Source organism: Curvibacter sp. T50, assembly GCF_057219955.1.
The window spans coordinates 1054173-1079510 of the sequence record NZ_JBXVVU010000001.1 but is presented as its reverse complement, the minus strand read 5'-3'; the positions used below and the strand labels follow the sequence as shown (position 1 = coordinate 1079510).

At 64.8% G+C, this 25338-nt stretch carries 26 protein-coding genes, 1 other RNA gene and 1 riboswitch; of the genes, 21 read left to right on the top strand and 6 right to left on the bottom strand.

Annotated features, from left to right (window positions below; all coding sequences use genetic code 11):
• Window positions 1–3 precede the first annotated feature (3 nt).
• From AC2EBU_RS05135 to AC2EBU_RS05120, 4 genes are read left to right on the top strand one after another with little or no spacing between them, the layout of a single operon-like run.
• The gene (locus AC2EBU_RS05135; RefSeq protein WP_484609287.1) at window positions 4–1515 is read left to right on the top strand and encodes a malonyl-CoA decarboxylase; all 1512 of its coding nucleotides are present in this window, start codon (window positions 4–6) and stop codon (window positions 1513–1515) included.
• On the top strand, window positions 1512–2495 hold the full coding sequence (locus AC2EBU_RS05130) for a Bug family tripartite tricarboxylate transporter substrate binding protein (protein WP_484609286.1): 984 nt from the start codon (window positions 1512–1514) through the stop codon (window positions 2493–2495). Before AC2EBU_RS05135 ends, AC2EBU_RS05130 begins: the two co-directional genes overlap by 4 nt.
• Window positions 2479–3273: an enoyl-CoA hydratase/isomerase family protein gene (locus AC2EBU_RS05125; RefSeq protein ID WP_484609285.1), complete on the top strand. Its 795-nt coding sequence runs from the start codon at window positions 2479–2481 to the stop codon at window positions 3271–3273. The genes AC2EBU_RS05130 and AC2EBU_RS05125 overlap by 17 nt, the downstream gene beginning before the upstream one ends.
• A gap of 21 nt (window positions 3274–3294) precedes the next feature.
• Window positions 3295–4854, top strand: a complete 1560-nt coding sequence (locus AC2EBU_RS05120) for a malonate--CoA ligase (RefSeq protein ID WP_484609284.1) — start codon at window positions 3295–3297, stop codon at window positions 4852–4854.
• Window positions 4855–4965: 111 nt separating this feature from the next.
• Here AC2EBU_RS05120 and AC2EBU_RS05115 read toward each other — a convergent pair whose 3' ends face one another.
• Window positions 4966–5409, bottom strand: a complete 444-nt coding sequence (locus AC2EBU_RS05115) for a universal stress protein (protein WP_484609283.1) — start codon at window positions 5407–5409, stop codon at window positions 4966–4968.
• Window positions 5410–5557: 148 nt separating this feature from the next.
• Here AC2EBU_RS05115 and AC2EBU_RS05110 point away from each other — a divergent pair, with 148 nt between their 5' ends.
• From AC2EBU_RS05110 to AC2EBU_RS05070, 9 genes are all read left to right on the top strand, one after another.
• Entirely contained in the window at window positions 5558–7909 is a 2352-nt protein-coding gene (locus AC2EBU_RS05110) for a heavy metal translocating P-type ATPase (RefSeq protein ID WP_484609282.1), read from the top strand.
• A gap of 3 nt (window positions 7910–7912) precedes the next feature.
• Window positions 7913–8050 (top strand): cbb3-type cytochrome oxidase assembly protein CcoS, encoded by a 138-nt coding sequence (gene ccoS / locus AC2EBU_RS05105; protein ID WP_484609281.1) that lies wholly within the window; start codon window positions 7913–7915, stop codon window positions 8048–8050.
• Window positions 8051–8118: 68 nt separating this feature from the next.
• Window positions 8119–9555 (top strand): cytochrome-c oxidase, cbb3-type subunit I, encoded by a 1437-nt coding sequence (ccoN, locus tag AC2EBU_RS05100; RefSeq protein ID WP_484609280.1) that lies wholly within the window; start codon window positions 8119–8121, stop codon window positions 9553–9555.
• A 13-nt stretch (window positions 9556–9568) separates the two neighbouring features.
• Entirely contained in the window at window positions 9569–10195 is a 627-nt protein-coding gene (gene ccoO, locus AC2EBU_RS05095; protein ID WP_484609279.1) for a cytochrome-c oxidase, cbb3-type subunit II, read from the top strand.
• A 23-nt stretch (window positions 10196–10218) separates the two neighbouring features.
• Window positions 10219–10380 (top strand): cbb3-type cytochrome oxidase subunit 3, encoded by a 162-nt coding sequence (locus tag AC2EBU_RS05090; protein ID WP_484609278.1) that lies wholly within the window; start codon window positions 10219–10221, stop codon window positions 10378–10380.
• Between the two features lie 10 nt (window positions 10381–10390).
• Window positions 10391–11293: a cytochrome-c oxidase, cbb3-type subunit III gene (gene ccoP / locus AC2EBU_RS05085; RefSeq protein WP_484609277.1), complete on the top strand. Its 903-nt coding sequence runs from the start codon at window positions 10391–10393 to the stop codon at window positions 11291–11293.
• A 325-nt stretch (window positions 11294–11618) separates the two neighbouring features.
• The gene (gene ccoG / locus AC2EBU_RS05080) at window positions 11619–12989 is read left to right on the top strand and encodes a cytochrome c oxidase accessory protein CcoG (RefSeq protein WP_484609276.1); all 1371 of its coding nucleotides are present in this window, start codon (window positions 11619–11621) and stop codon (window positions 12987–12989) included.
• Window positions 12990–12998: 9 nt separating this feature from the next.
• Window positions 12999–13250 (top strand): nitrogen fixation protein FixH, encoded by a 252-nt coding sequence (locus AC2EBU_RS05075; protein WP_484609275.1) that lies wholly within the window; start codon window positions 12999–13001, stop codon window positions 13248–13250.
• A gap of 39 nt (window positions 13251–13289) precedes the next feature.
• A complete protein-coding gene (locus tag AC2EBU_RS05070) occupies window positions 13290–13583 on the top strand; it encodes a hypothetical protein (RefSeq protein WP_484609274.1) in 294 nt (97 codons plus the stop codon).
• A gap of 30 nt (window positions 13584–13613) precedes the next feature.
• Here AC2EBU_RS05070 and fnr read toward each other — a convergent pair whose 3' ends face one another.
• Entirely contained in the window at window positions 13614–14339 is a 726-nt protein-coding gene (gene fnr / locus AC2EBU_RS05065) for a fumarate/nitrate reduction transcriptional regulator Fnr (protein ID WP_484609273.1), read from the bottom strand.
• 181 nt (window positions 14340–14520) lie between these two features.
• Here fnr and hemN point away from each other — a divergent pair, with 181 nt between their 5' ends.
• A complete protein-coding gene (gene hemN, locus AC2EBU_RS05060; protein ID WP_484609272.1) occupies window positions 14521–15903 on the top strand; it encodes an oxygen-independent coproporphyrinogen III oxidase in 1383 nt (460 codons plus the stop codon).
• 9 nt (window positions 15904–15912) lie between these two features.
• Complete coding sequence (locus AC2EBU_RS05055) at window positions 15913–16596, top strand: sulfite exporter TauE/SafE family protein (protein ID WP_484609271.1); 684 nt, start codon at window positions 15913–15915, stop codon at window positions 16594–16596.
• A 17-nt stretch (window positions 16597–16613) separates the two neighbouring features.
• On the opposite strand, the gene AC2EBU_RS05050 is transcribed toward AC2EBU_RS05055, so the two are convergent.
• The 4 genes from AC2EBU_RS05050 to AC2EBU_RS05035 all read right to left on the bottom strand — a co-directional run bounded on the left by AC2EBU_RS05050 (window position 16614) and on the right by AC2EBU_RS05035 (window position 18292).
• Window positions 16614–17429, bottom strand: a complete 816-nt coding sequence (locus tag AC2EBU_RS05050) for a sulfite exporter TauE/SafE family protein (RefSeq protein WP_484610124.1) — start codon at window positions 17427–17429, stop codon at window positions 16614–16616.
• A 60-nt stretch (window positions 17430–17489) separates the two neighbouring features.
• Window positions 17490–17669, bottom strand: a non-coding RNA gene (ssrS, locus tag AC2EBU_RS05045) — 6S RNA.
• Window positions 17670–17699: 30 nt separating this feature from the next.
• Complete coding sequence (locus AC2EBU_RS05040) at window positions 17700–18071, bottom strand: cell division protein ZapA (RefSeq protein WP_484609270.1); 372 nt, start codon at window positions 18069–18071, stop codon at window positions 17700–17702.
• Window positions 18068–18292, bottom strand: a complete 225-nt coding sequence (locus AC2EBU_RS05035; RefSeq protein ID WP_484609269.1) for a cell division protein ZapB — start codon at window positions 18290–18292, stop codon at window positions 18068–18070. The genes AC2EBU_RS05040 and AC2EBU_RS05035 overlap by 4 nt, the downstream gene beginning before the upstream one ends.
• 50 nt (window positions 18293–18342) lie before the next feature.
• Window positions 18343–18581: riboswitch (cobalamin riboswitch) on the top strand.
• 80 nt (window positions 18582–18661) lie between these two features.
• Here AC2EBU_RS05035 and AC2EBU_RS05030 point away from each other — a divergent pair.
• From AC2EBU_RS05030 to cobT, 6 genes are all read left to right on the top strand, one after another.
• Window positions 18662–20530, top strand: a complete 1869-nt coding sequence (locus tag AC2EBU_RS05030; RefSeq protein ID WP_484609268.1) for a TonB-dependent receptor domain-containing protein — start codon at window positions 18662–18664, stop codon at window positions 20528–20530.
• 22 nt (window positions 20531–20552) lie between these two features.
• The gene (locus tag AC2EBU_RS05025) at window positions 20553–21383 is read left to right on the top strand and encodes an ABC transporter substrate-binding protein (RefSeq protein ID WP_484609267.1); all 831 of its coding nucleotides are present in this window, start codon (window positions 20553–20555) and stop codon (window positions 21381–21383) included.
• Between the two features lie 190 nt (window positions 21384–21573).
• A complete protein-coding gene (locus AC2EBU_RS05020; protein WP_484610123.1) occupies window positions 21574–22458 on the top strand; it encodes an ABC transporter substrate-binding protein in 885 nt (294 codons plus the stop codon).
• Window positions 22455–23471: a FecCD family ABC transporter permease gene (locus AC2EBU_RS05015; protein ID WP_484609266.1), complete on the top strand. Its 1017-nt coding sequence runs from the start codon at window positions 22455–22457 to the stop codon at window positions 23469–23471. The genes AC2EBU_RS05020 and AC2EBU_RS05015 overlap by 4 nt, the downstream gene beginning before the upstream one ends.
• Entirely contained in the window at window positions 23468–24247 is a 780-nt protein-coding gene (locus tag AC2EBU_RS05010; RefSeq protein WP_484609265.1) for an ABC transporter ATP-binding protein, read from the top strand. Before AC2EBU_RS05015 ends, AC2EBU_RS05010 begins: the two co-directional genes overlap by 4 nt.
• Before the next feature lie 31 nt (window positions 24248–24278).
• Complete coding sequence (gene cobT, locus AC2EBU_RS05005; protein WP_484609264.1) at window positions 24279–25337, top strand: nicotinate-nucleotide--dimethylbenzimidazole phosphoribosyltransferase; 1059 nt, start codon at window positions 24279–24281, stop codon at window positions 25335–25337.
• Window position 25338: the final 1 nt, after the last annotated feature.

Below are 25338 nucleotides of genomic sequence, written 5' to 3'. Positions count from 1 at the left end.
ATCATGAACACCCCCGCCTGGATACCCCGCCGCGTCGCCGGTTTGCTGTCGGAGCGGAAAAATCCGCAAAAGCAGGCCAAACCCATCGTAAAACAGTCTCCAGCAGCTACAGAAAAGATAGTAGAGACGGCGGTGCCCGCGCGCACCACGGCAGAGCGCCTTGCCGCGACGCTGCGCCAGACAGGCGAAGCCTTGTCGCCGCGCCAGTTGCGGCGCCTGCACGACGACCTGCGCGCCATCATCGACCCCACCGTCAGCGAAGTCGAAGGCGGCCGCCGGGCCCGGACCCTGGTCGACTGGTACACGCAGGCTCCGGCGGAGCAGCGTCAGGACCTGTGGCGGCTGATGAGCGAACAATTCATGGCGGACCCCGAGACGGTGCGTGCCGCCCAGGCCCAGTACACGGCCGCTGTCGGCACACCGGACGAAGCCGCCGCCGAGGTGCTGGTGCGCCGGGCCACCGTCTCGCCGCGGCGGCGTCTGTTGCAGCGTTTCAGTGTCAATCCCGATGGCATCCGGTTTCTGGTCGACCTGCGCGCCGAAATGCAGGCGGCGCTGAAAGGCGAGCGCCGCCTGTACGCCCTCGACGTCGAGATGGAGTACATGTTCTCGACCTGGTTCGACGTTGGCTTTCTGGAACTGCACCGCATCAGCTGGGACTCGCCGGCCTCGCTGGTCGAAAAGCTCATTCGCTATGAGGCGGTGCACGACATTCGCAGCTGGGACGACGTCAAGAACCGGCTGGACTCCGACCGGCGGTGCTACGGCTTTTTCCATCCCCGCCTGCCCGGCGAGCCGCTGATCTTCGTCGAGGTGGCCTTTACCCCCGACATCGCCGACAGCATCACGCCGCTGCTGGACGAAAAGGGCGCGCCCGCCGATCTGCAACGCGCCCGCACGGCCATCTTCTATTCGATCAGCAACACCCAGCCGGGGCTCAAGGGTGTGAGCTTCGGTGATTCGCTGATCAAACGGGTCGTCGAGACCTTGCAGGCGGAATTGCCCCGGCTGCGCACCTTTGCCACGCTGTCGCCGATACCGGGGCTGCGCAGCTGGCTTAGCCGGCAAGCGGCCACCTTGCTGGAATGGACCCCACCGCGCGAGCGCGACGAGCTGGCGCGCGCGCTGGGCCCGGAACCGCTCACGCCCGTGTCCTTGCTGGCGGCGCTGGACCGGGCGGCGGCCGGTGACAGCGACGGTGCCGTGGCGCGGTGGCTGCAGCGCTGCGCCGCGCAGTACCTGGCCCAGGCCCGTGTGCAGGGACGCCCGGCCGATGCAGTGGCGCGTTTCCATCTGGGCAACGGCGCCCGCATCGAGCGAATCAACTGGGCGGCGGACCCGTCCCCGAAAGGCATGCGCCAGTCCTGGGGGGTGATGGTCAACTATCTGTATGACCTGCCGCGCCTGGACCGCAACCGGGCCGTGCTGGCCCGCGGCAAAGCGGCCGCGTCCGCTACCATCGCCGGCTTGTGCCTGCGCGAAATTTCCCCTGAAACCACCGGAGACAAACCATGAAAAACTTGCTTGCGCGTCGTGACTTTCTGGCCTGGACCGCTGCCGCAGCGGCGGCGCCGCTGGCCCATGCCCAGGCGGCCTGGCCGACCCGCCCCGTGACCATGGTCGTGCCGTTTCCCGCTGGCGGCGGCACCGACGCCTTTGCCCGCCCGATGTCGGCCCAGTTTTCCCGGCTGACCGGGCAGCAGCTCATCATCGACAACAAAGGCGGCGGCGGGGGCACGGTGGGGGCCGCTGCGGCGGCCAAGCTGGCACCGGACGGCTATGGCCTGTTCATGGGGGCGGTGCACCATGCCATTGCGCCCTCGGTCTACCCCAGACTGTCCTATGACATCGAGGCAGACTTTGTGCCGCTCATCCTGGTCGCACGGGTACCGCAGGTGCTGGTGGTCAACCCGCGCAAGATCACGACGGCGAATTTCAAGGAGTTTCTGGACCTGGTCAAGCGCAGCCCGGGCAAGCTCAACTACGGCTCGGCCGGCAGCGGCACCTCGCACCACCTGGCGGGCGAACTGTTCAAGCAGCAGACCGGAACCTTCATCACGCACATTCCGTATCGTGGCGCCGGGCCGGCCCTGCAGGACCTGATTGCCGGCAACGTGGACATGATGTTCGACGGGCTGGGCTCGTCGGCGGCCCACATCAAGGGCGGGCGCATCAAGGCACTGATGGTGGCCGGCCGCACGCGCAACCCGGCGTTTCCGGACGTGCCGTCGTCGCGGGAGCTCGGCCTGCCTGACTACGACGTCAGCACCTGGTACGGCATCTGGGCGCCCAAAGGCACGCCCGCCGACACGCAGGCACGCATCATCGAAGCCATTCGCAACGCCTGCCTGACCCCGGAAAACCGCCAGGTCTGGGCCAACCAGGGGGCCGAGTTCGCAGACCTGCAAGGCGGCGCCTTCGGCGGCTTCATCAAGCTGGAGGTGCAGCGCTGGGCCAAGGTCGTGAAGGCGTCCGGTGGTGTCCGGATCGATTGAACTGGCGCGTGACGGTGCCACCGCGACCGTCACGCTGACCCATCCCGGCAAGCTCAATGCCATGTCGCGGGCCATGTGGCGCCAGCTGCGGTCGGTTTTTGTCCAGCTTGCGGACGCGCCCGGCGACCTGCGTTGTGTCATCGTGCGGGGGCAGGGCGGGCAGTTCTGCGCCGGCGGCGATATTGCCGAGTACCCGGCGTTCCGCTTCCGCGAAGACGGTCTGCGCGATTTTCACGAAGGCGATGTCTGGGGCGGGCTTTCTGCCATGTTGGCCTGTGAGCTGCCGCTGATCGCGCAGATCGAGGGCCATTGCATGGGCGCGGGCATGGAAATCGCCAGCTGCTGCGACATCCGCGTGGCCGGTGCATCGGCCCGCTTTGGCGCACCCATAGGACGGCTTGGCTTTCCCATGGCGCCGCGTGAGGCGCAACTGGTGGCATCCGCCGCCGGCGAGCTCACCGCGCGCGAAATGCTGCTTGAAGGCGCGGTGCTGGACGCGCCACTGATGCTGGCGCGCGGATTCCTCAACCGTGTGGTGCCGGATGACGCCGTGCCCGCCGAGGTGCATGCGCGTGCCGTGCGGGTCGCCGCCATGGCGCCGCAGGCGGCGCGGCTGAACAAACGGACACTTCTGGCATTAAAACAGGCAATACCCAGCACAAATGCGTCTTCCGATGCTATGGATAACATAGTTTCCGGGGCCTACGCCTATGCCGACAGCGCCGAACATCGTGAGGGTGTCGGTGCTTTCCTGGAAAAGCGCCGCCCCGATTTCTGACTCCCTTTGCAGTCCCGGACCATGAAACAAGCCAACCAGAACCTTTTTGCCGCGCTGCGCGCCGGCTTTCCCGCTGACCTGGACGCCATCGCGGTGGAAACCGCCGAGGCCGGCGCGCCCGCCTTGCGCTACACATGGCGCGACCTGGACCGCGCCACCGCCATGATCGCCAACCTGCTGCAATCGCTGGACATCCCCGATGGCAGCCGCATCGCGGTGCAGGTGGAGAAATCGGTCGAGGCCATGATGCTGTACCTGGCCACGCTGCGCGCCGGTTACGTATTCCTGCCGCTGAACACCGCCTACCGGAGCGCCGAGATCGAATATTTCATCGGCAATGCGGAACCCGCCGTCGTGGTGTGCAGCCCGCAGAACTTCGGCTGGGTCAGCAAAATCGCGTTCACTGCGGGCACCCGGCATGTGTTCACGCTGGGCGACGACCGCAGCGGCAGTCTGCTGGAGCGGGCCGCCCACTGCAGCGACCAGCAGGTGCCGGCGTTCCGGCGCGACGACGATCTGGCTGCCATCCTGTACACCAGCGGCACCACGGGCCGCAGCAAGGGCGCGATGCTCTCGCACGGCAACATGCGCTCCAACGCAGTCATGCTCAAGGACTACTGGGGATGGCGAAAGGGCGATGTGCTGATCCACGCACTGCCCATCTTCCATGTGCACGGCCTGTTCGTCGCCATCCACGCGGCGCTGCTCAACGGCAGCAAGATGATCTGGCTGGGCAAGTTCGACCCCCGGATCGTCATCGACAGGATGCCGGAGGCGACGGTCTTCATGGGTGTGCCCACGCTGTACGTGCGTTTGCTGGCCGAGCCCGCGCTGACCCGCGAGGCGGCCCGAAACATGCGCCTTTTCATCGCCGGCTCCGCACCGTTGCTGCTCGAAACCTTCACCGAATGGCAACAGCGCACCGGTCACACCATTCTGGAGCGCTACGGCATGAGCGAAACCATCATGCTGACCTCCAATCCCTACGCGGCCGACCCGCGCTTCGGTAACCAGAGCGAACGCCGGGGCGGCACCGTGGGCTTTCCGCTGCCGGGGGTAGGCCTGCGGGTGCGGGGCGACGACGGCGCCGACCTGTCCGTCGGCGAGATCGGCGGCATCCAGGTCAAGGGCCCGAATGTGTTCAGCGGCTACTGGCGCATGCCCGAAAAGACCGCCGAGGAGTTCACCGCCGACGGCTGGTTCAAGACCGGCGACGTCGGCAAGGTGGACGAGCGCGGCTACGTCACCATTGTCGGCCGCAGCAAGGACCTGATCATCTCCGGCGGCTACAACGTCTATCCGGCCGAGATCGAGGGCACCATCAACGAGATGCCGGGGGTTGCCGAAAGCGCCCTGGTCGGGGTGCCGCACCCGGATTTCGGCGAAGTCGGTGTGGCGGTGGTGATCGCCAGACCCGGCGCCACGGTGCAACCCGAGGCCGTGATTGCCGACCTCAAGTCCAAACTGGCGAATTTCAAGATTCCCAAGCGCTGCTTCGTCGTGGCCGAACTGCCGCGCAACAGCATGGGCAAGGTGCAGAAAAACCTGCTGCGCGACCAGTACAAGACCTTGTTTGTCTGACGCGAGGGGTATGGAACCGAAAAAAGCCCGGCGTCAGCCGGGCTTTTTACTTTTTTTTCGATAGCGGAGAATGACCTTTTTACGCTGGGTATCGGCCATTTTCGCCTGAAATCAGCGCAAAACCAGCACGGGGACCGTGGAATGGGTCAGAACCTGCTGGGTCTCGCTGCCGAGCAAGAGCCGCTTGATGCCTTTGCGGCCGTGGGAGGCCATCACGATCAGGTCGGCCTTGTGCTTCTTGGCGGCAGCGATCAGCGCATCGGAGACCAGATCGGACTTGACCGTCACCGCCTTGACCGCCACCCCTTTGGCGGTTGCGGCCTTCTTGACGGCATCCACCACGGTCTGCCCTTCGTCAAGCCACTGCTTTTCGACGCGGGCCACGTCTTCGGTCGACAGGGGAATGGAACCCTCGAAATAGCTTTGCGGATAGCGGGGGATGACTTTGACAGCCACCAGCTCGGCGCCACTCAGGGCTGCCAGGCCGATGGCGTGATTCACGGCCTTCTTGGACAGGGTGGAGCCATCGGTGGCAACGAGTATTTTGGTGTACATGCGGTTCTCCTGATGTGGGGGAGTGCCCTCCAGCCGGGCGCACAGGCCAACCCGTGTCGGGCACGGTTGTCAGATTAGCGTCTGGTGCGTTTGCTGTCTTGATCAAGATCAAGTGTTTGCCGGGCGCGGGACGGTACGCTCGCCTTCCATGTCCACACCCGCTGCGGCCGCCTTGGCCGACACTGTCTCTGCGCCATCCTCACTGCCTCCGGCCCCCGGCGGCCGGCCGGTCGACGACCGCACGGCCTGGAGCTTGCTGGATGATCCGCAGGAGTGGACGTCTTTCAGCCGTCCGGTACCGGATCAGCCCTCGTGCTGGGAATCCAACGTGGTCTTTGAGGGCATGCATTGCGCCGCCTGCGCGCTGACCATCGAAGACGCCGTGCGCGCCGTGCCCGGGGTGCAGTCGGTCACCGTGGGCGCGGCAAGCCATCGCGGACGCATTGTCTGGTCGGATCAGGCGGTCAGACCGTCGGACTGGATGGCGGCCGCAGAGCGGGTCGGCTACCGGCCGTTGCCCGCCGGGGACGCGTTCGCCAGCGAGCGGCGCCGTGCCGAAACCCGCACCATGATCTGGCGCTGGGGTGTCGCCGGGCTGTGCATGATGCAGGTGATGATGTACGCGTGGCCTGCTTACGTGGCCGAGCCGGGCGACATGTCCCGCGATATGGATTTGCTGTTGCGCTGGGCTTCGTGGGTGCTGTCCATTCCCGTGTTGATGTTCTCCTGCAAACCCTTTTTCGCCAATGCGTGGCGGGATTTGCGCCAGCGCAGCATCAGCATGGACCTGCCGGTGGCGCTGGGCATGATCATCACCTTCATTGTCAGCAGTCTGGGCACTTTCGAACCGGAGGGGATTTTCGGCAAGGAGGTTTTCTTTGATTCGTTCACGATGTTCGTGTTCTTCCTGCTGACCGGCCGCTGGCTGGAGCTGCGCATGCGTGACCGCACCGCCGGCGCCCTGGAGGCACTGATGAACCGCCTGCCCGACAGCGTTGAACGCCGGCGTCCCGATGGCGGGTTCGAGCGGGTCGCGGCGCGCCGGATTGCGGTGGGCGATGAGGTGCGGGTATTGGCCGGGGAAGCTTTCCCGGGTGACGGTACCGTCACCGAGGGCGCCACCCATGTCGATGAGTCGCTCCTGACGGGCGAATCGCGGCCGCTGGCACGCGGAGAGGGCAGCGCCGTCATTGCGGGCAGTCACAACCTGGGGGCACCGGTTCTGGTGCGCATCGAACGGACCGGTGACCAGACACGGTTCGCCCAGATCGTGTCGCTGATGGAGGGCGCTTCAAGCTCCAAACCCGACATTGCCCAACTGGCCGACCGGATGGCGCGGCCGTTTCTGATCGCGGTGCTGGTCTGTGCGGCGGGTGCCGCGGCTTTCTGGTGGGGGCATGACCCGGGCCATGCGCTGATGGTGGCCGTGGCGGTATTGATCGTTACCTGTCCATGTGCGCTGTCACTGGCCACCCCGGCGGCCATGCTCGCCGGCGCCGGAACGCTGGCACGGGGCGGTGTGCTGGTGCGACGGCTGCACGCCCTTGAGGTCCTGGCAACCGTCGATACGGTGGTGTTCGACAAGACCGGCACGCTGACCCGCGACGCGTTTGCCCTGGGCACGGTGACGACGCGGACGGGTTGCTCCCCGCAGCAGGCGCTGCAGATGGCGGCCGCGCTGGCCCGCCGTTCGCTGCACCCGGTCTCGCGCGCGCTGGTGCGGGCCGCAGGCGATGACGTGGCCTGGGTGACCGATGCGGTGCAGGAACATGCCGGCGCCGGAGTGCAGGGCCTGGTGCGCCGGGCGGACGGCGCTCAGACGGCGGAACCGGCGTCGATGCGTCTCGGCTCCGCGCGGTTCTGCGGCGTCGATGTGCCGCCGACGGATTCCTTGCATGCCTGCCTGGCCGACGAGGACGGCTGGCTGGCCACGTTCGAGCTTCTCGAAGATCTGCGCGATGACGCGGCCGCCAGCGTCAAAGCCTTGGCGGCGCAGGGTATCGAGGTGCAGTTGCTGTCCGGCGACGTGGCGCCGGCGGTGGCCCGGGTGGCGCGCCAGGTGGGTATAGACCAGGACCACGCCCGTGGTGGCTGCACGCCACAGGACAAGCTGGATTTTCTGCGGGCGGCGCAGGCCCGGGGACGCCGGGTGGCGATGGTCGGCGATGGACTCAATGACGGGCCGGTTCTGGCGGGCGCGCATGCGTCGTTCGCATTCGGCCAGTCCGTTCCCCTGACGCAGGCACGGTCCGATTTTGTTGTTCTGGGTGAACGGCTGAAAACGATCGGCGACAGCGTGCACCTGGCGCGCCGCACCATGGGTATCGTGCGCCAGAACCTGATCTGGGCGGCTGCCTACAACGCGGTCTGTGTCCCGCTGGCCGTGGTCGGATGGCTCCCGGCCTGGCTGGCCGGGCTGGGCATGGCCGCCAGTTCCTTGTTTGTGGTGGTCAATGCCTTGCGGCTGTCTGCCCGAACGTCAGACCCTGCGAGGGCATAAGTCATGGACATTCTTTTCCTGCTGGTTCCGTTGTCGGTTGTTCTGGTGCTCCTGATCCTGGGGGGGTTGTGGTGGGCCATTTACCGGGGCCAATTTGAGGATGTCGAGGCCGAAGGCCAGCGCATTCTGAAAGACGATTGATATTCATCAAGTTCACAAAGGGTTTACGCGGGGACACTCCCGAGGCGAACATCAAAAACGAGGTGGAAATGAAATTTGCCAATACACAAGCCACTGTCTACAACGACACCGTTGTCAGACAGTTTGCCATCATGACGGTGGTATGGGGCGTGGTCGGTATGCTGGTCGGCGTGATCATCGCCGCCCAGCTGACCTGGCCAGAGCTCAACCTGGGGATCTCCTTCCTCAGCTACGGGCGCTTGCGTCCGCTGCACACGAACGCGGTGATTTTTGCGTTCGGTGGGTCGGCCTTGTTTGCCACCTCGTACTACGTCGTACAGCGAACCTGCCAGGTTCGCCTGTTCGGTGACAAGCTGGCGGCGTTCACTTTCTGGGGCTGGCAACTGGTCATTCTGCTCGCGGCCATTTCCCTGCCGCTGGGCCTGACCACCGGCAAGGAATACGCCGAACTCGAGTGGCCGATCGACATCCTGATCACCTTGGTCTGGGTTGCGTATGCCGTCGTGTTCTTCGGCACCATCGGTACCCGCAAGGTTCGCCATATTTACGTGGCGAACTGGTTCTTCGGCGCGATGATCCTGACGGTGGCGTTGCTGCACCTGGTCAACAGTGCCGAGGTTCCGGTGAACCTGTTCAAGTCCTACTCGGCCTATGCGGGTGTGCAGGACGCGATGGTTCAGTGGTGGTACGGCCACAACGCCGTGGGCTTCTTCCTGACCGCCGGTTTCCTGGGCATGATGTATTACTTCATCCCCAAGCAGGCCGAGCGTCCGGTCTACTCCTACCGCCTGTCCATCGTCCACTTCTGGGCGCTGATCTTCACGTACATGTGGGCGGGCCCGCACCACCTGCACTACACCGCGCTGCCGGACTGGACCCAGTCGGTCGGCATGTTGTTCTCGCTGATCCTGCTGGCACCGAGCTGGGGCGGCATGATCAACGGCATCATGACCCTGTCGGGCGCCTGGCACAAGCTGCGTGACGACCCCATCCTGCGCTTCCTGATCGTGTCGCTGTCGTTCTACGGCATGTCCACGTTCGAAGGCCCGATGATGTCGATCAAGACCGTCAATGCGCTGTCGCACTACACCGACTGGACCGTCGGCCACGTGCATTCCGGCGCGCTGGGCTGGGTGGGACTGGTGTCCATGGGCTCCATGTACTACCTGATCCCCCGCCTGTTCGGCCGCAAGCAGATGTACAGCATGAAAGCCGTGGAAATCCACTTCTGGGTGGCCACGATCGGCATCGTGATTTACATCGCCGCAATGTGGATCGCCGGTGTGATGCAGGGTCTGATGTGGCGCGCGGTCAATGCCGACGGTACGCTGACCTACACCTTTGTCGAGTCCGTCAAGGCGACCTATCCGTTCTACGTGCTGCGCCTGCTGGGCGGACTGCTGTACCTGGGCGGCATGCTGATCATGCTGTGGAACGTCATCAAGACGGCAACGGTCGGCCGCGCTCAGCCGGTCACCATTCCTGCCGTCGCCGCTCACGCCTGAGGAGAACAACAACATGGCCAATCAAACCCACAGCAGCGGTCTCTCGCACGAGAAGATCGAAACCAACAACTTCCTGATGATCGTGCTGATCCTCGTGGCCGTCGCCTTCGGCGGCCTCGTGGAGATCGTGCCGCTCTTCTTCCAGAAGTCGACAACCCAGCCGATCGAAGGGGTCAAGCCCTATACGGCGCTGCAACTGGCCGGTCGTGACGTGTACATCCGCGAGGGTTGCTACAACTGCCATTCGCAGATGATCCGTCCGTTCCGTGCCGAGACGCTGCGCTACGGCCCTTACTCGGTGGCTGGCGAGTTTGTCTACGACCACCCGTTCCAGTGGGGTAGCAAGCGCACGGGCCCGGACCTGGCCCGTGTGGGCGGCCGCTACAGCGACGAGTGGCACCGCATCCACCTGACGAACCCGCGTGATGTGGTTCCCGAGTCCAACATGCCGGCCTACCCCTGGCTTGAAAAGGCGATGGTCAATCCCGCCGACATGGCGCCCAAGATGAAAGCCTTGCGTCTGGTGGGTGTTCCGTACACCGACGACCAGATCGCCAAAGCCGGTGATGAAGTCAAGGGGAAGACCGAGATGGAAGCCCTGATCACCTATCTGCAGGGACTGGGCCTGGCCCGCAAGTAAGCCGACCGCCGGGAGCAATCACCATGGACATCAACACGTTACGCAGCATCGCCACAGTCACCGTCTTTGTCGTTTTTATCGGCATCGTGGTCTGGGCCTGGTCCAAACGCAACCAGGCAGCCTTTGACGAGGCCGCGCATCTGCCGTTTGTGGAAGACGACGCCCGGCGCGACAACAAAGCATAAGGAAATCAAAATGAGCGACTTCACGAGTAATTTCTGGTCGGTCTATGTGGCTGGCATCACCATCGTCAGTATCTTGGCCTGTCTGCTGTTGCTGTGGTTCAGCGGCAAGACCAAAGCGATGACGTCACATGACAACACCACCGGCCATGTCTGGGACGGCGACCTGCGCGAAATGAACAACCCCCTGCCGCGCTGGTGGGTCTGGCTGTTCATCATCACCTGCGTTTTCTCAGTGGCCTACCTGGTCATGTACCCCGGTCTTGGCAGTTTCGGCGGCAAACTGGGCTGGAGTTCCCACGGCCAGTGGCAGGCGGAAGTGGACAAGGGCAACAAGGACGTGGCGCCGATCTATGCCAAGTTTGCTGCCATGAAGCCGGAAGATCTGGGCAAGGACGCGCAGGCCATGGCCATCGGTGACCGCCTGTTCATGAACAACTGTGCGCAGTGCCACGGGTCCGATGCGCGCGGCAGCAAGGGCTTTGCGAATCTGACCGACGGAGATTGGCTGTGGGGTGGCAACGCCGATGCGATCAAGGAGACGTTGGTCAAGGGCCGTATCGGCAACATGCCGCCGATGGCCGCTGCTGTGGGCTCTGCCGACGATGTGCGCAATGTTGCCCACTACGTGATGAGCCTTTCCAATGCTCCGCATGATTCGGTCAAAGCCAATCTGGGCAAGGAGAAGTTTGCCGCCTGCGCGGCCTGCCATGGTGCGGATGGCAAGGGGAATGTTGCCATGGGAGCCCCCAACCTGACAGACAACATCTGGCTGCATGGTTTCGGTGAGAACGCGATTGTTGCGATGATCAACAATGGAAAAGTGAACGTGATGCCGGCGTGGGAGGCCAAACTCACCCCCGAGCAGATCCACGTGCTGACCGGCTACGTATTGAACCTGTCCGCCAAGAAGTAATTCACCGGCGAAACCTGAGTTCGAAAAGGGCTCCTGCGGGAGCCCTTTGTGTTTTGAGGCGGAAAAAGCGAGCCCACCTTTGCCCGGAATTTGATGTTGCTCAAGTTCAACGGCATTAGGCGGAAGAAAGCTGCGACGGTCCTGCGGTCTTGATATTAATCAAGCCTCACGGCATGGCAGCCCCTAGACTCTGCGAATCGGGTTTACCCCCGTTTTTGTGAGCACCACCTTGAGCAACCCTGACTTAGACAAGCCTTCATCGCCCGCATCCGGCGCGGCCGGTGCTGCGGCGTACCAGCCGCTTTCAGCTGAAATAGACGCCGAAATGGTGTCTCTTTATCAAGCCCACAAGAAGATCTACCCCCGCAGCGTTTCGGGCTTGTTCTCCAGGTGGCGATGGGGTCTGGTCTTCCTGACCCAACTGGTCTTTTACGGCTTGCCGTGGCTCGAATGGGGCCAACGCCAGGCGGTGTTGTTTGATCTGGGTGCGCGGCGTTTCTACATCTTGGGTCTTGTCCTGTATCCGCAAGACTTCATCTACTTGACCGGCATTCTGGTTATCTCTGCCTTGTCATTGTTCCTGTTTACCGCGGTGGCCGGGCGTTTGTGGTGTGGATACGCCTGTCCACAGACGGTTTACACGGAGATTTTCCTGTGGATCGAAAAGCAGATCGAAGGCGATCGATCGGCCCGCATGCGGCTGGACGCTGCGCCGATGTCGGCCGAGAAGTTTTTCCGCAAGGCGGGGAAGCAGGCCGCCTGGATTGCGGTCGCATTGTGGACTGGCTTCACGTTCGTGGGCTACTTCACACCGATTCGTGAATTGGGCCTGTCTTTCGTCAACTTCGGTATGGGACCGTGGGAAACGTTCTGGGTCTTCTTCTACGGATTTGCGACTTACGGGAACGCCGGCTACATGCGGGAACAGGTCTGCAAATACATGTGTCCTTACGCCCGTTTCCAGAGCGCGATGTTTGACAAGGACACGCTGATCGTGACCTATGACGCCGAACGGGGTGAGCCGCGCGGCGCCCGCTCGAAGAAGGCGGATCCGAAGGCCCTGGGCTTGGGCTCTTGTATCGACTGCAGTCTGTGTGTGCAGGTTTGCCCCACAGGCATCGATATCCGCAAAGGACTGCAGTACGAATGCATCGGCTGCGGAGCCTGTGCGGATGTTTGCGATGAGGTCATGGACAAGGTTGGCTATCCGCGGGGTCTGGTGCGTTATTCGACCCAGCATGCGGTGGCGGAACATTGGGGCACCAGCGAAATCATCCGGCATGTCTTCCGCCCGAGGGTGATGATCTATACGGGTATCTTGCTTGCGATTGTGGTGGCCATGCTGGTCAGTCTGTCAATGCGTATTCCGTTCAAGGTCGATGTGGTTCGCGACCGCGCGGCCTTGGCGCGGATCGTCGAGGGCGGCAAGCTGGAGAATATCTACCGCCTGCAGGTCATGAATGCGACCGAGCGCAAACTGACCTTCAAGCTGCGTGCGACTGGTTTGCCCGGGCTGGTCCTGGTGTCCGAACCGGAGGTATCGGTCGAGGCGGCCCAGAATCTGTGGGTTCCTGCCACGCTGCATTTGCCCTACGATGGGGCCAAGCCCGGCTCGCATGCCATTCATTTCGAGATCGAAGCCACCGATGGGTCGGGGCACCTCACCGAAAAATCGGTGTTCATTGTTCCGCGCTAAGGAGAAGTGATGTCTGATTCAGCCAAGCCCTGGTGGAAATTTGGCCATGTCTGGATGGTGATTGCCGGCCCGGCGATTGTGGTCGTGGCAGGTTTTGTGACGCTTTACCTGGCAATCAGTACTCCGGATCCGGTGATACGAGACGAGTCCCGAACGGCGGGGAGTCTGGACCCGAAGACCTATGCCGCCAATGCTCCCGCCGGCCAGGCGCGCAATCATGCCCAGACGGGTGTGCCCTTACCGGCAGAGAAAAAGCCCTGATTGGCAGGGCACTTTCAGCGAATCAGGAGTGATGAAAAGATGCTAGCCCAACGATTGATGTGGATTGCCTGGCCTGCGTTCCTTGTGGCCGGCGTGATCGAGATGCTGGTTTTCGCCATGGTGGACCCCCAGGATCTGCACTGGTTTGGCAGTCCTTTGGCACTGTCGCGTGAGGGCGTCTACACCGTCGCCTTTTTTGTGTTCTGGGTATTGACGATGGTGTCCGGCGCCCTGACGACGCTGCTCTCACTGTCACCCTTCGAGGTCAACCGGTGCCCGTTGCCTGTGACGGACCGACCGGAGGGCTGCCCCAAGAACGGGCAGTGCAGCTGATTCAGCGTCGCCGCCGGGGCGGTCGCGTACTCATTCGCACAAGGGCTGCTGGTTGTTGACAATGTGGCGCAACGCCTCCGTATCGAGGATACGGACGTGGCGCTGTTTGACTTCCACAATCCCGTCTTCGACGAATTTCGAGAACGTGCGGCTCACGGTTTCCAGTTTCAGTCCAAGATAACTGCCGATTTCCTCCCGGGTCATCCGCAGGATCAGTTCGTGCTGAGAGAACCCCCGGGCGTGCAGACGCTGCACCAGATTCAGCAGGAAGGCGGCAAGACGTTCTTCGGCCCGCATGCTGCCCAGCAGCAGCATCACGCCGTGCTCACGCACGATTTCCCGGCTCATGATCTTGTGAACATGGTGCTGCAGGGCCGTGACCTCGCGCGAGAGCTCCTCGATACGATCAAAGGGCATCACACAAACCTCGGCGTCCTCCAGTGCGACAGCGTCGCAGGTATGGTGGTCATTGACGATGCCATCAAGGCCGATGATCTCGCCGGCCATCTGGAAGCCGGTGACCTGGTCACGTCCGTCTTCCGTCGCGATGCAGGTCTTGAAAAAACCGGTGCGGATGGCATAGAGGGAGGAGAAACGCTCGCCATTGCTGAACAAGGTGCTGCCACGCTTGACCTTTCGACGCGTTGCGACGACTTCATCGATGCGTTCCAGATCCGACGGCGCAAGGCCGACCGGCATGCAGAGTTCCCGGAGATTGCAATTGGAACAGGCGACTTTGATCGATTGGGGTGTCATGCTGGCAGGTAAATGTCGGTTTGATGGGTTCGCACCGTAGCCGTGCAGAAGGAGTTGCGCACCCGGATTCTGACATGGGTCATGACCGCGAGCGGGTACACAAGAGTAACTTGATCTTTGTCAAGGTTCAAGTGTTGACTTACGGCGACATTACTGGCTTGCTGCAAACACGAGTGCGCCGATGGAAGCTGTATCGCCCGATCTCCTGAAACGTTTTGATGTACCGGGACCCCGATACACGTCGTATCCGACTGCCGACCGCTTTGTCGAGGCCTTTGGGCAGACCCAGTACATCCAGGCGCTTGATCAGCGGCGTCAGGGCAGCGTCGGCAAGGCATTGCCCTTGTCCCTGTACGTGCACATCCCGTTTTGCGAGTCGCTGTGTTACTACTGCGCCTGCAACAAGATCATCACCAAGCACCATGAGCGGGGCGCGGAGTACCTGCGCTACCTGGGACGCGAAGTCGATTTGCACACGGCGCATCTCGGTACAGGTCATGCCGTCAGTCAACTGCACCTGGGTGGCGGCTCGCCCACCTTTCTCAGCGACGCGGAATTGCGTGACCTGATGGCGATGCTGCGGCGCAGTTTCGTACTCGTTCCGGGAGGGGAGTATTCGATTGAGGTCGATCCACGCACAGTCGATCGTGCGCGCCTGGAAACCCTGGCAGCATTGGGTTTCAACCGGCTCAGTTTCGGTGTTCAGGATTTCGACCCGGCAGTGCAGAAGGCAGTGCATCGCATCCAACCGGCCGAACAGGTGTTCGAATTGGTCGAAACCGCCCGGGAGCTGGGTTTTGAGTCGGTGAACGTCGATCTGATCTACGGTCTGCCGAAACAGACGCCGGAGTCGTTTGACCGGACCTTGGCGCAGGTGAACCAACTGCGGCCCGACCGCATTGCGCTGTACGCCTACGCCCATTTGCCCGAGCGGTTCAAGCCCCAGCGCCGGATCATTGCTGCCGAATTGCCGGTGGCCGGTTCCAAGGTGGCAATGCTTTCCCGCTCTCTCAGTGCGTTTCTGGATGCCGGCTACGTCTATGTCGGCATGGACCATTTCGCGCTACCGGACGATGCACTTGCGGTGGCGAAGCGCCAGGGCCGTTTGCACCGGAATTTTCAGGGCTACAGCACACAGCCGGATTGTGATCTGGTCGCGCTGGGGGTGTCGGCCATTGGCCGCATTGGCGCGACCTACAGTCAGAATGCCAAGACGCTGGAGGAGTATTACGACTTCCTCGACCAGGGGCAGTTGCCGATTGTCCGCGGACTGGCACTGTATCGCGACGACATACTTCGGCGCGGCGTGATCATGGCGCTGATGTGCCAGGGTGAACTGGTATTCGAGTCGATTGAGCTGGCTTACCTGATCGACTTTCGCGAGTACTTTGCCGCCGAACTGGCCGTGCTGGCTGGCATGCAGGAACGGGGCCTGGTCGAGTTGCTGGACGGCGCTATCCGCGTCACACCGACCGGCTGGTTCTTTGTCCGGGGTGTGGCCATGGTGTTCGACCGGTATCTTCAGGCCGACCGGACGCGAGCGCGGTTCTCCAAGATCATCTGATCTGCCCGCATGCAAAGCTCCCTCGCGCTGACCGCGCTTCTGATGGGTTTGCTGGGGGGACCACACTGTATCGCCATGTGTGGCGCACCCTGCGCCGGGATCGCCCAGGCGGCCGGCCCCCGTTCAACCTGGGCGCTCTGGGCCTTCCAGTTCGGTCGGGTCATAGGGTATTCCGCTCTGGGTGCGCTGGCAGCCGCTTCCGCGCAGGCTCTGGGCTGGATGACGACGCAGTCGGCAGCGATTCGGCCGTTGTGGGTGCTGATGCACCTGGCAGTGATGATCACTGGTGTGCTTTTGTTGGTACAGGCACGCCAGCCCGTATGGCTGGAAGAAGGTGCGCGGGGCCTGTGGGTCCGCGTGCGGGCCCTTCAGGCGCGCTGGGGGAGTGGCGCGCCTTTGGCCATCGGTGTTGCCTGGGCCCTGATGCCTTGCGGCTTGCTGTACTCCGGCTTGATGGTGGCGGCATTGACCAATGGGCCTCGGGATGGCGCACTGACCATGGCCCTGTTTGCGGCCGGCACCAGTGTTTCCATGCTGATTGCTCCGTGGCTTCTGTTGCGTCTGCGCGGCGGCAAGGCTGGCGAGTGGGCCATGCGCCTGGCGGGTCTGGCCCTGATCGGCGCCGCCGGATGGGCTTTGTGGATGGATCTGGCCCACGACCAGGCCCCGTGGTGTGTCACACCGCCCGTCTGAAGCGCAAGTCGCCGCTTTCAGCCGCGCAAGCCCTTGTACAACATGTAGGCCGCGAGCAGGTACAGGATGGTCGCAAATGCGCGCTTGAGCTGGCGCACGGGCAAACGGTGGGCCGCCCTGGCGCCCACCGGGGCCATCAGTACAGAGGCGCAGGCAATCACGCCCAAGGCGGGAAGCCACAGGTAGCCCAGCGTGCCCTCCGGCAGACCGGCAACACCCTGTCCGGCGATGATGTAACCGAGCGTGTTGGACGCGGCGATCGGAAACCCCAGCGCGGCAGAGGTCGCAACCGCCTGATGGATGACCACATTGCACCAGGTCATGAACGGAACGCTGACGAATCCGCCCCCCGCACCCACGAGTCCGGACAGCAGGCCGATCACACCGCCGGCCGCCCACTGACCCGCGGTTCCCGGCACCTGCCGAGTTGGTGCAGGCTTGCGATCAAGCAGCATCTGGGTGGCGGAGAAGCTCACAAAGACGGCAAAAAACAAGGCCAGCCAAGACCCTTTGAGCAGGGCAAAAATGCCCAGACTGGCCAAGGCGCCCCCCAAAACGAGGCCTGGCGCAAGACCGCGCACCAGATCCCAGCGCACCGCCCCGCGCTGGTGATGCGCTCGGACACTGGAGACCGATGTGAAAACAATGGTGGCCATCGAAGTGGCAATCGCCACCTTGACCGCCAGGTCGGGATGGACGCCGCGTCCGGCCAGGATCATGGTCAGAAAGGGGACCATGAGCATGCCGCCGCCAATACCCAGCAAGCCCGCCAGGAATCCGGTGGCCAGGCCCAGCAAAGCCAGTTCAGCGATCAGCAATGGTTCCAGCAGCACAGTGGGCACAATCACAAAAGAATCGCCAGCCGGCTTCAGGGAGACGGCTGGCGAATGCAACAGGCGTCTGCGAATGCCACCGGACCGGCATCCTGAACCGGGGTTCAGGTGGGCTAGGTCAACCTGGCGTTGGGTTCATCTGACGCGAGACGATCACGCTCGCCAGGGGATGTTCCAAGCCCGGGCTCAATGAGCATTGGTTCAAGGAAATATAAAGCCCGGCAGGCACCGCAGACGCTGCCATTGTAGAGCGTAGCGGTCGCCGCCGGGTCAGAGCAATTGGCCGTCTTGCCCGAGCACGGCGTCGATGCGGTGGATGAGCGCATCGATGCGTGGATCGGCCGCTTCACCCGGCGGCGCGCCTTGCGCAGGGCCGGAAGAAGGCGCCAATGCGGCCGGCGCGGTCCCTGCGGGGGCCAGTCGGGCCTGCCACTCGCCCAGGCTGTGGTCGGTCAGTTCGAAGGCGAGGTTGAGTGCGGCCAGCACCGCGATGCGGTCGCGGGCGCGTACCTTGCCGGCGTCGCGTATGCGGCACATTGCAGTATCGACCCGTTCCACGGCCTCCAGCAGGCGCGATTCGCCGCCTTCAGGGCAACCGAGCAGGTAGCCCTGGCCCATGATCTGAATTTCGATCTGTTTCATGGCCCAAGGTCTCCGGCCGGGTCTTCCACCGGAAGGCGTTCGATAAGCGCATCAACCCGGGCACGCGCCGCGTTCAGACGCGAGCGCAAGGTGTCGCGTTCCCGCGTGACTGCCGCCAGCTCTTCGGCGAGCAGGGTATTGGTGCGCTGGAGTTCCTCGTGGCGGAGGATGAGCCTCTCGACGCGGTCGGCAAGCTGTTCGATGGGAGGGGTGGGGGCCATGGATGCCGCTGAATGTGTCCGCCCATTTTAGGGCGGGGCGGGGACTGGCGCTTACAATGTCCGGTGTTGGTGCTTGCGGTGTGGTACTCATGCCGCAGTTCAACGGGAAGCAGGAGGGAAAGTTCACAGTCGGACTGACCTAACCTGCGCTGCCCCCGCAACGGTAAGTGGACGAATCCAGCCGGATTCCGCTTGTTGTCCCATGCCACTGGAAATGCCTTCGGGCTTCCGGGAAGGCGCGGCAAGTCGCTCCACCAGCCCGGATACCGGCCAACAAGGCGGTCGTGCGGCCAGTTTGGTACGCACGGTCATGACGCCCACGCACCGTCGGGGAGGACGGTGAGGGCATCCGTTGTGTCTTTGTTTTCCATGAAAATCTCTCGTCATTGCGCGCGCCTGGCGGTCATTCCGCTGGCTTGCGCCGCCGCCGTGCCTGCGTTCGGGCAGGGGAATCTGTCCGAAACGGTGGTCACCGCCACCCGCAACAGCCAGCCGCTATCGGCCACGTTGCAGCACACCACCGTCATTACCCGCGACGCGATAGAGCGGTCCCAGGCAACCGATCTGGCCACTTTGCTGCAGCGTGAAGCGGGCCTGCAGCGCGCCCAGAATGGCGGTATCGGCACGGTGGGCACGATGTTCCTGCGCGGGGCGCCGGCGCGCCAGACGCTGGTCTTGATTGACGGCGTGCCCCAGACCCGGCAAGACGCCTCGGGGGGGGTCGGTCTGGAGCACCTCATGCTCGATTCCATCGAGCGGGTCGAGATCGTGCGTGGCAATGTGTCGGCCATTTACGGCTCGGGCGCCATCGGCGGCGTGATCCAGATCTTCACCCGTGCGGGTTCGCGCGAGCCGGCGGTCGCCATCACCGCCGAAGTCGGGCCGCGCTCCACCCGCAAAGTTGCCGTGCAGGCATCCGGGCAGGTTGGCGCGACCCGACTGGCCGCCGGGCTGTCGGACTACCGGACCGACGGCTTCTCGGCGGTCGACACCGCCCAGTTTGCCGGCGCCAACCCCGATCGAGACGCCTACGACAACCAGTCGTGGAACCTGTCGCTGGAGCACGCATTGACGCCGCAGCACGACATCGGCCTGCGCGCCAGCCGCAGCCGGGGCGATACCAGCTACGACAACCCCTATGGCGCGGCCACCGACCGGCAAACGTCGCAGAGCCGTCTGCAGCAGGCCAGTCTGTATTCCGACTACCGCTCGGGAAACTGGCGCAGCCGCCTGACCCTGTCGTCGCAGCATGACGACAGTGCCACGTCGGACAGTGGACTTTTCGGTTCGGACGACCGTTTTCGCACCGGCGCGACCACCCTGGCCTGGGTCAATACCCTGGGACTTGGCGGCGACTGGCTGGGCACGGCGGGCCTGGAATCGCAGCGTCAGCGGGTGCGCACGGCCAGCACCTCGGCATTTGTGACGCCGTACAAGGTCCAGCGTACCGCCGATGCCCTTTTCGCCGGTGTCGAAGGCCCGCTCGCGTCCGGCCAGTTGCAGTTCAACCTGCGCCACGACAAACTGGGCCCGCTGTCGGCGACCAGCGGCTTTCTGGGCTACAGCTATCCGGTATCGCCGCGACTGCGCCTCATCGCCAGCACCTCGACCGCGTTCAACGCGCCGCCGCTGGGCTATCTGTACGCACCCGGATTCGGCAATCCCGCGTTGCAACCCGAACGCGCGCGCAGCCACGAAATCGGCGTCCAGTTCGACCAGGGGCCGCACCGCCTGCGCGCGACCTGGTTTGATACGCGGGTGCGCAACCAGATCGACTACAACCCGGTCACGTTCGCGTTTGCCAACATCGGGCGTACCCGCAATGACGGGCTGGAGCTGTCTTACACCGGCAAGGTCGGGTCGACCGATCTGCGCTCGTCGCTCACGCTGCAGGACCCGGTGGATGCCAGCACCGGCAAGCCGCTGATCCGCCGTTCCAAGACGCTGTTGTCCCTGGGCGCCACGCAGCGCTGGGGTGCCCTGATCCTGGACGCCGACCTGAGCTACGGCGGCAAACGTGACGATCGCTATAGCGACCCGGCGACCTTTGCGTCAGTGAACACCGTCCTGGCCGGTCACAGCGTGCTGGACCTGGCGCTGGCCTGGCGCCTGACGTCGGCTGTGGAGCTGCGTGCCCGCCTGGACAATGCCGCCGACCGGCGTTACCAGACGGTCTATGGCTACCACCAGCAGCCGCGCAGCCTGTACCTGGGCCTGCGCTGGCAACCGCTGCGCTGACAGCATCCGGCCGATCGCGATCATGAACCTCGCCGAGCGCACACCGCGGACCGACTACGGTCCGCGCCGTATCGTCTGCCTGACCGAGGAAACCACCGAGTGGTTGTATCTGCTCGGCGAGGAAGAGCGCATTGTCGGCATCTCCGGCTACACGGTGCGCCCGCGCCGGGCCCGGCAGGAAAAGCCCAAGGTCAGCGCGTTCCTGAGTGCGAAGATCGATCGCATCCTGGAGCTGGAACCCGACTGCGTGTTCGGCTTTTCCGACCTGCAGGCGGATATCGCGGCGGCACTCATCCGTGCGGGTGTGCCGGTGACGGTGTTCAATCAGCGCAGCATCGAGGAGATTTTTTCGATGATGGCCCAGGTCGCCGCCATGGTGGGGCAGGGGGCCCAGGGGCTGGCCCGGATCGCCGCCATCCGCGAGCGGCTGCGGGCCCTGGCGGCAGAAGCTGCCGGTTGGCCCCGCCGCCCGCGGGTGTACTTCGAAGAGTGGGACGAGCCGCCGATTTCCGCAATTCGCTGGGTGTCCGAACTGATCGCCGTGGCCGGTGGCGACGATGTGTTTCCTGAACTCGCGCGTCAGCCGCTGGGCCGCGACCGCATCCTGTCGGACCCCTCGGAGGTGATACGGCGGCAACCCGACCTGATCATCGGTTCCTGGTGCGGCAAGAAATTCCGTCCCGAGCGGGTGGCCGCCCGTGCGGGCTGGGCGACCATGGCGGCGGTCCGTGAGGGCGCCCTGTACGAGATCAAGTCTGCCGACATTCTGCAGCCCGGTCCGGCGGCGCTGACCGACGGGGTCGAGCAGTTGCACCGCTTGTTTGCCGACTGGCAGGCGCGGCAGCAGGGCTGAGGGTCGCGTGCGCCAGTCGTCAGAGGTCTTTTTGGCATTTTTTGAGAAAAATCACCCGATACCCAGCATGAAAAGGTCTCTTTTTGCTATTGTTTTTGATGTAATGGTGGTCCGGCTTGTCCGTTCCGGTACCCGGTGGTGGTGGCGATCGTGCGCGCGATGGGTCGGCGTGTCGGCGTTGGCGGCCAGCATGGTGCCGGCGCTGGCTTTCCCGGTGGTCGTCACCGATGACCAGGGCCGGCAGGTGAATGTGATGGCGGCGCCCCAGCGTATCGTCACGCTTCTGCCGTCGCTGGCCGAAACCGTTTGCGAACTGGGCCATTGCCCACGGCTGGTCGGCGTCGACCGGTTCACCCAGTGGCCCGCCAGCATCGCGCGTCTGCCACGGGTCGGCGGTGGCCTGGATCCGGATATCGAAGCCATCGTGGCGCTGCGCCCTGATCTGGTGCTGACCTCGGGCTCCGGCCGGGTGGCGCAGCGGCTGCAGGCGCTGGGCCTTACCGTGATCGCACTGGAGCCCCGCACGCTGGCGGATACACGCCGGGTGCTCAAGGAGGTGTCGCGCGTGCTCACCGGGTCAGACCGGGACGGCACGCTCGCCTGGGTGCGGCTGGAGACCGGTGTCGGTAACGCGGCGCAATCCATTCCGCCGCGTTCTCGGGGGGGCACGGTGTATTTTGAGGTGGGCAGCGGTCCGTACGCTGCCGGTGAAGCGTCCTTCATCGGTGAACTGATCGCACGTCTGGGGGCGCGAAGCATCGTGCCGGCAGCGCTGGGGCCGTTTCCGAAGATCAATCCGGAATTTGTCGTTCGTGCCGACCCCGGTGTCATCCTGATCGCGGCCGACCAGGCTGCGGGCCTGGCCTCCCGCCCGGGCTGGGCCGGATTGCGTGCCGTGCGCGAAGCGCGGGTCTGTGCTTTTTCGCCGGCAGAGGGGGATGTTCTGGTGCGGGCCGGGCCGCGCCTGGCCGAAGCCGCACGCCTGCTGGCGTCTTGCCTGGCGTCGAAGGCGCCGACCCTGCCGACGGTCGCGCCGGGCGCGATGCCGCCGGCCATGCCGGCGCTGCGGCCATGACCCAGCCCCGCACGGCGCGGTATCAGTCGGCCTTGCTGGCGACGGCCCTGCTGCTGGCCAGCGGCGCGCTGCTGGCGGCGGGCGCAGCGGTGGGCAGCACGGGCGCGAGCCACTGGACCGCCTTGTGGGCAGACGACACGGCGGGGCAGATCGTGCGGGAGATTCGTCTCCCGCGTTCGCTGGCCGCCTGGCTTGCCGGCGCGTTGCTGGGGCTGTCCGGCGCGGTCGCGCAAGGGCTGTTTCGCAACCCGTTGGCCGATCCGTTCATGCTGGGTAGTGCGTCGGGCGCGGCCTTGGGGGTTGCGGTGGTGCTCGTCGCCGGTGGCGGCGTGCTGAGCGCCGGATTCGGGCCGCACGGGCTGGGGCTGACCGGCGCCGCCTTCGCAGGCGCACTGGCGGCGGTGGCGATGACCCTGGCGCTGGCGCAGGGCGTCCACGACAGCCTGCGTCTGCTGCTGGCCGGCGTGGTGGTGGGCGTGGTCCTGGGCGCGCTGGCGTCATTGCTCAGCCAGTTGTCACCCCAGACGCTGCCGGCCATGCAGGCCTTCATGCTGGGGTCCACCGCCATGGTGGGCTGGTCGGGTTGCGCCCTCATGGCGGTCAGTCTGGCGGTTGCGGTCCTGACCGGCTGGATGCTCAGCCCGGTGCTGGACGGACTGAGTCTGGGCGAAGCAACGGCGCGCAGCCTGGGTCTGCCGCTGGCGGCCATGCGCCTGGCCTTGCTGGCGGTACTGGCTCTGGCAACGGGCGCGGCCGTGGCGCAGACCGGCCTGATTGCGTTTGTCGGCCTGGCGGCACCCCATCTGGTGCGCTCTTTGTCCCGGCCCATGGCCGGGCCCTTGTTGCTGTTGTCTGCACTGACCGGGGGGGTGTTGCTACTCGCGGCCGACATTGCTGCGCGTGGTGTGCTGGCGCCGCAGGAGTTGCCCGTGGGTGTGCTGACCGCCATTTTGGGCGGCGGTTACCTGTTGTGGCTGATGCGCCGCGGTGCGGCGTCCGGGGGACTGAGGTGACCGCGCTTGCGGGCCGCCCGTCGGCGATCTGCGCCCGCGGGCTTCGGGTGCGGCTGGGGGGCGTCGAAATCCTGCACGGGGTTGACCTGGCACTGCCGACCGGGCGATGGACCGCCGTTGTCGGCCCGAACGGCGCCGGCAAGTCCACGCTGCTGCGGGGTTTGGCCGGGCTGGTCGCCAGCAGCGGTGCGGTGGAACTGCTCGGTCGGCCGCTGGCCGACTGGCGGGGCCGCGAACGGGGTCGCCGGCTGGCCTGGCTGGGCCAGGGCGAAGTTCCCTCGGGCGATCTGCGGACCTACGATCTGGTGATGCTGGGGCGTCTTCCGCACCTGGCCTGGCTGGCCAGTCCCGGACCCGTGGACCATGCCGTGGTCGAGCAGGCATTGCGGGCCACCCAGGCCTGGGACTGGCGTGACCGGCCGGTCGGACAGTTGTCAGGCGGCGAACGCCAGCGGGTCCTGCTGGCGCGCGCCCTGTCCGTGCAGGCCGATGTCTTGCTGATGGACGAACCACTGGGCAACCTGGATCCACCTCACCAGGCCGACTGGCTGGCGCTGGTGCGCCAGCAGGTCGCGCAGGGCCGCACGGTGGTCACCGTGTTGCATGAACTGACGATGGCGCTGGGCGCTGACGCGCTGGTGATTGTTGCCGGCGGTTCGGTGCGTTGGCACGGCGCCTGCGAAGACCCCGCAACCCACCGCGCGCTCGAGCAGGTGTTTGAGCAACGCATCCGCATTCACCCGCTGGAGGGCCAGTGGGTGGCTCTGCCGCGCTGACTGCCCGACGGACCGGAACTTTTTCCTGACCATGGCCTTACCCATCGCGTATCTGAATGACCTTTCGCAACCTGCGTTGGCGGCCCGGTTGCGGCATCGACTCGACAACAAGACCAAACCCGTGGGCTCGCTGGGTGCGATTGAAAAGCTGGCCTTGCGCATCGGCCTTGTTCTGGGTGATGAAGCGCCCGTGCTGCGCGATCCGCAACTGGTGGTGTTCGCCGGTGATCACGGTCTGGCGGCCCACGGCGTGTCCGCCTACCCCAGCGACGTGACCTGGCAGATGGTGGAGAACTTCCTGGCCGGTGGCGCGGCGGTGAGTGTGCTCGCGCGCCAGCACGGCATCGGCCTGACGGTGGTGGACTGCGGCGTGCGGCACGACTTTGCCCCCCGACCGGGTTTGCTGATCCGCAAGCAGGCCCCGGGCACCGCCGACGCGCTGCACGGACCGGCCATGACGGCGGCTCAGTGTGACACCGCCATGGCGCACGGCGCGGCGCTTGTTGCGGGCTTGCCCGGTAACGCACTGCTTCTGGGCGAGATGGGCATTGCCAACACCTCGGCGGCCTCGCTGCTGATGAGCCGGCTGACCGGCCTGTACATCGCCGACTGCACGGGTGCAGGTACCGGCCTCGATACGCCGGCGGTGAATCGCAAGATCGAGATCCTGCGCGCGGTGCTCGCGCGCCATGCCGACGCGACGGACCCGCTGGAGGCGCTGGCAGCGTTCGGTGGCTTCGAGCAGGCGACCATGGTCGGCGCGGTGGTGCAGGCCGCAGCGGAACGGCGGGTGATTGTGGTCGACGGGTTCATTGCCAGTGCTGCCGTGCTGGTGGTCAGCCAGTTGCAGCCGGCGGTGCTGCAGCGCTGTGTGTTTGCCCACCGCTCCGACGAACGGGGCCACGCGCTGATGTTGGCCCACCTCGGGGCCGAGCCGCTGCTCGATCTGGGCCTGCGACTGGGTGAGGGTTCCGGCGCTGCGCTGGCCTGGCCGCTGCTGGTGAGTGCCTGTGCCATCCTGCGCGAAATGGCCAGTTTCGAATCGGCCGGCGTGTCGCGGCAGGACGCGGCGCAAACCGCGCTACCCTAGC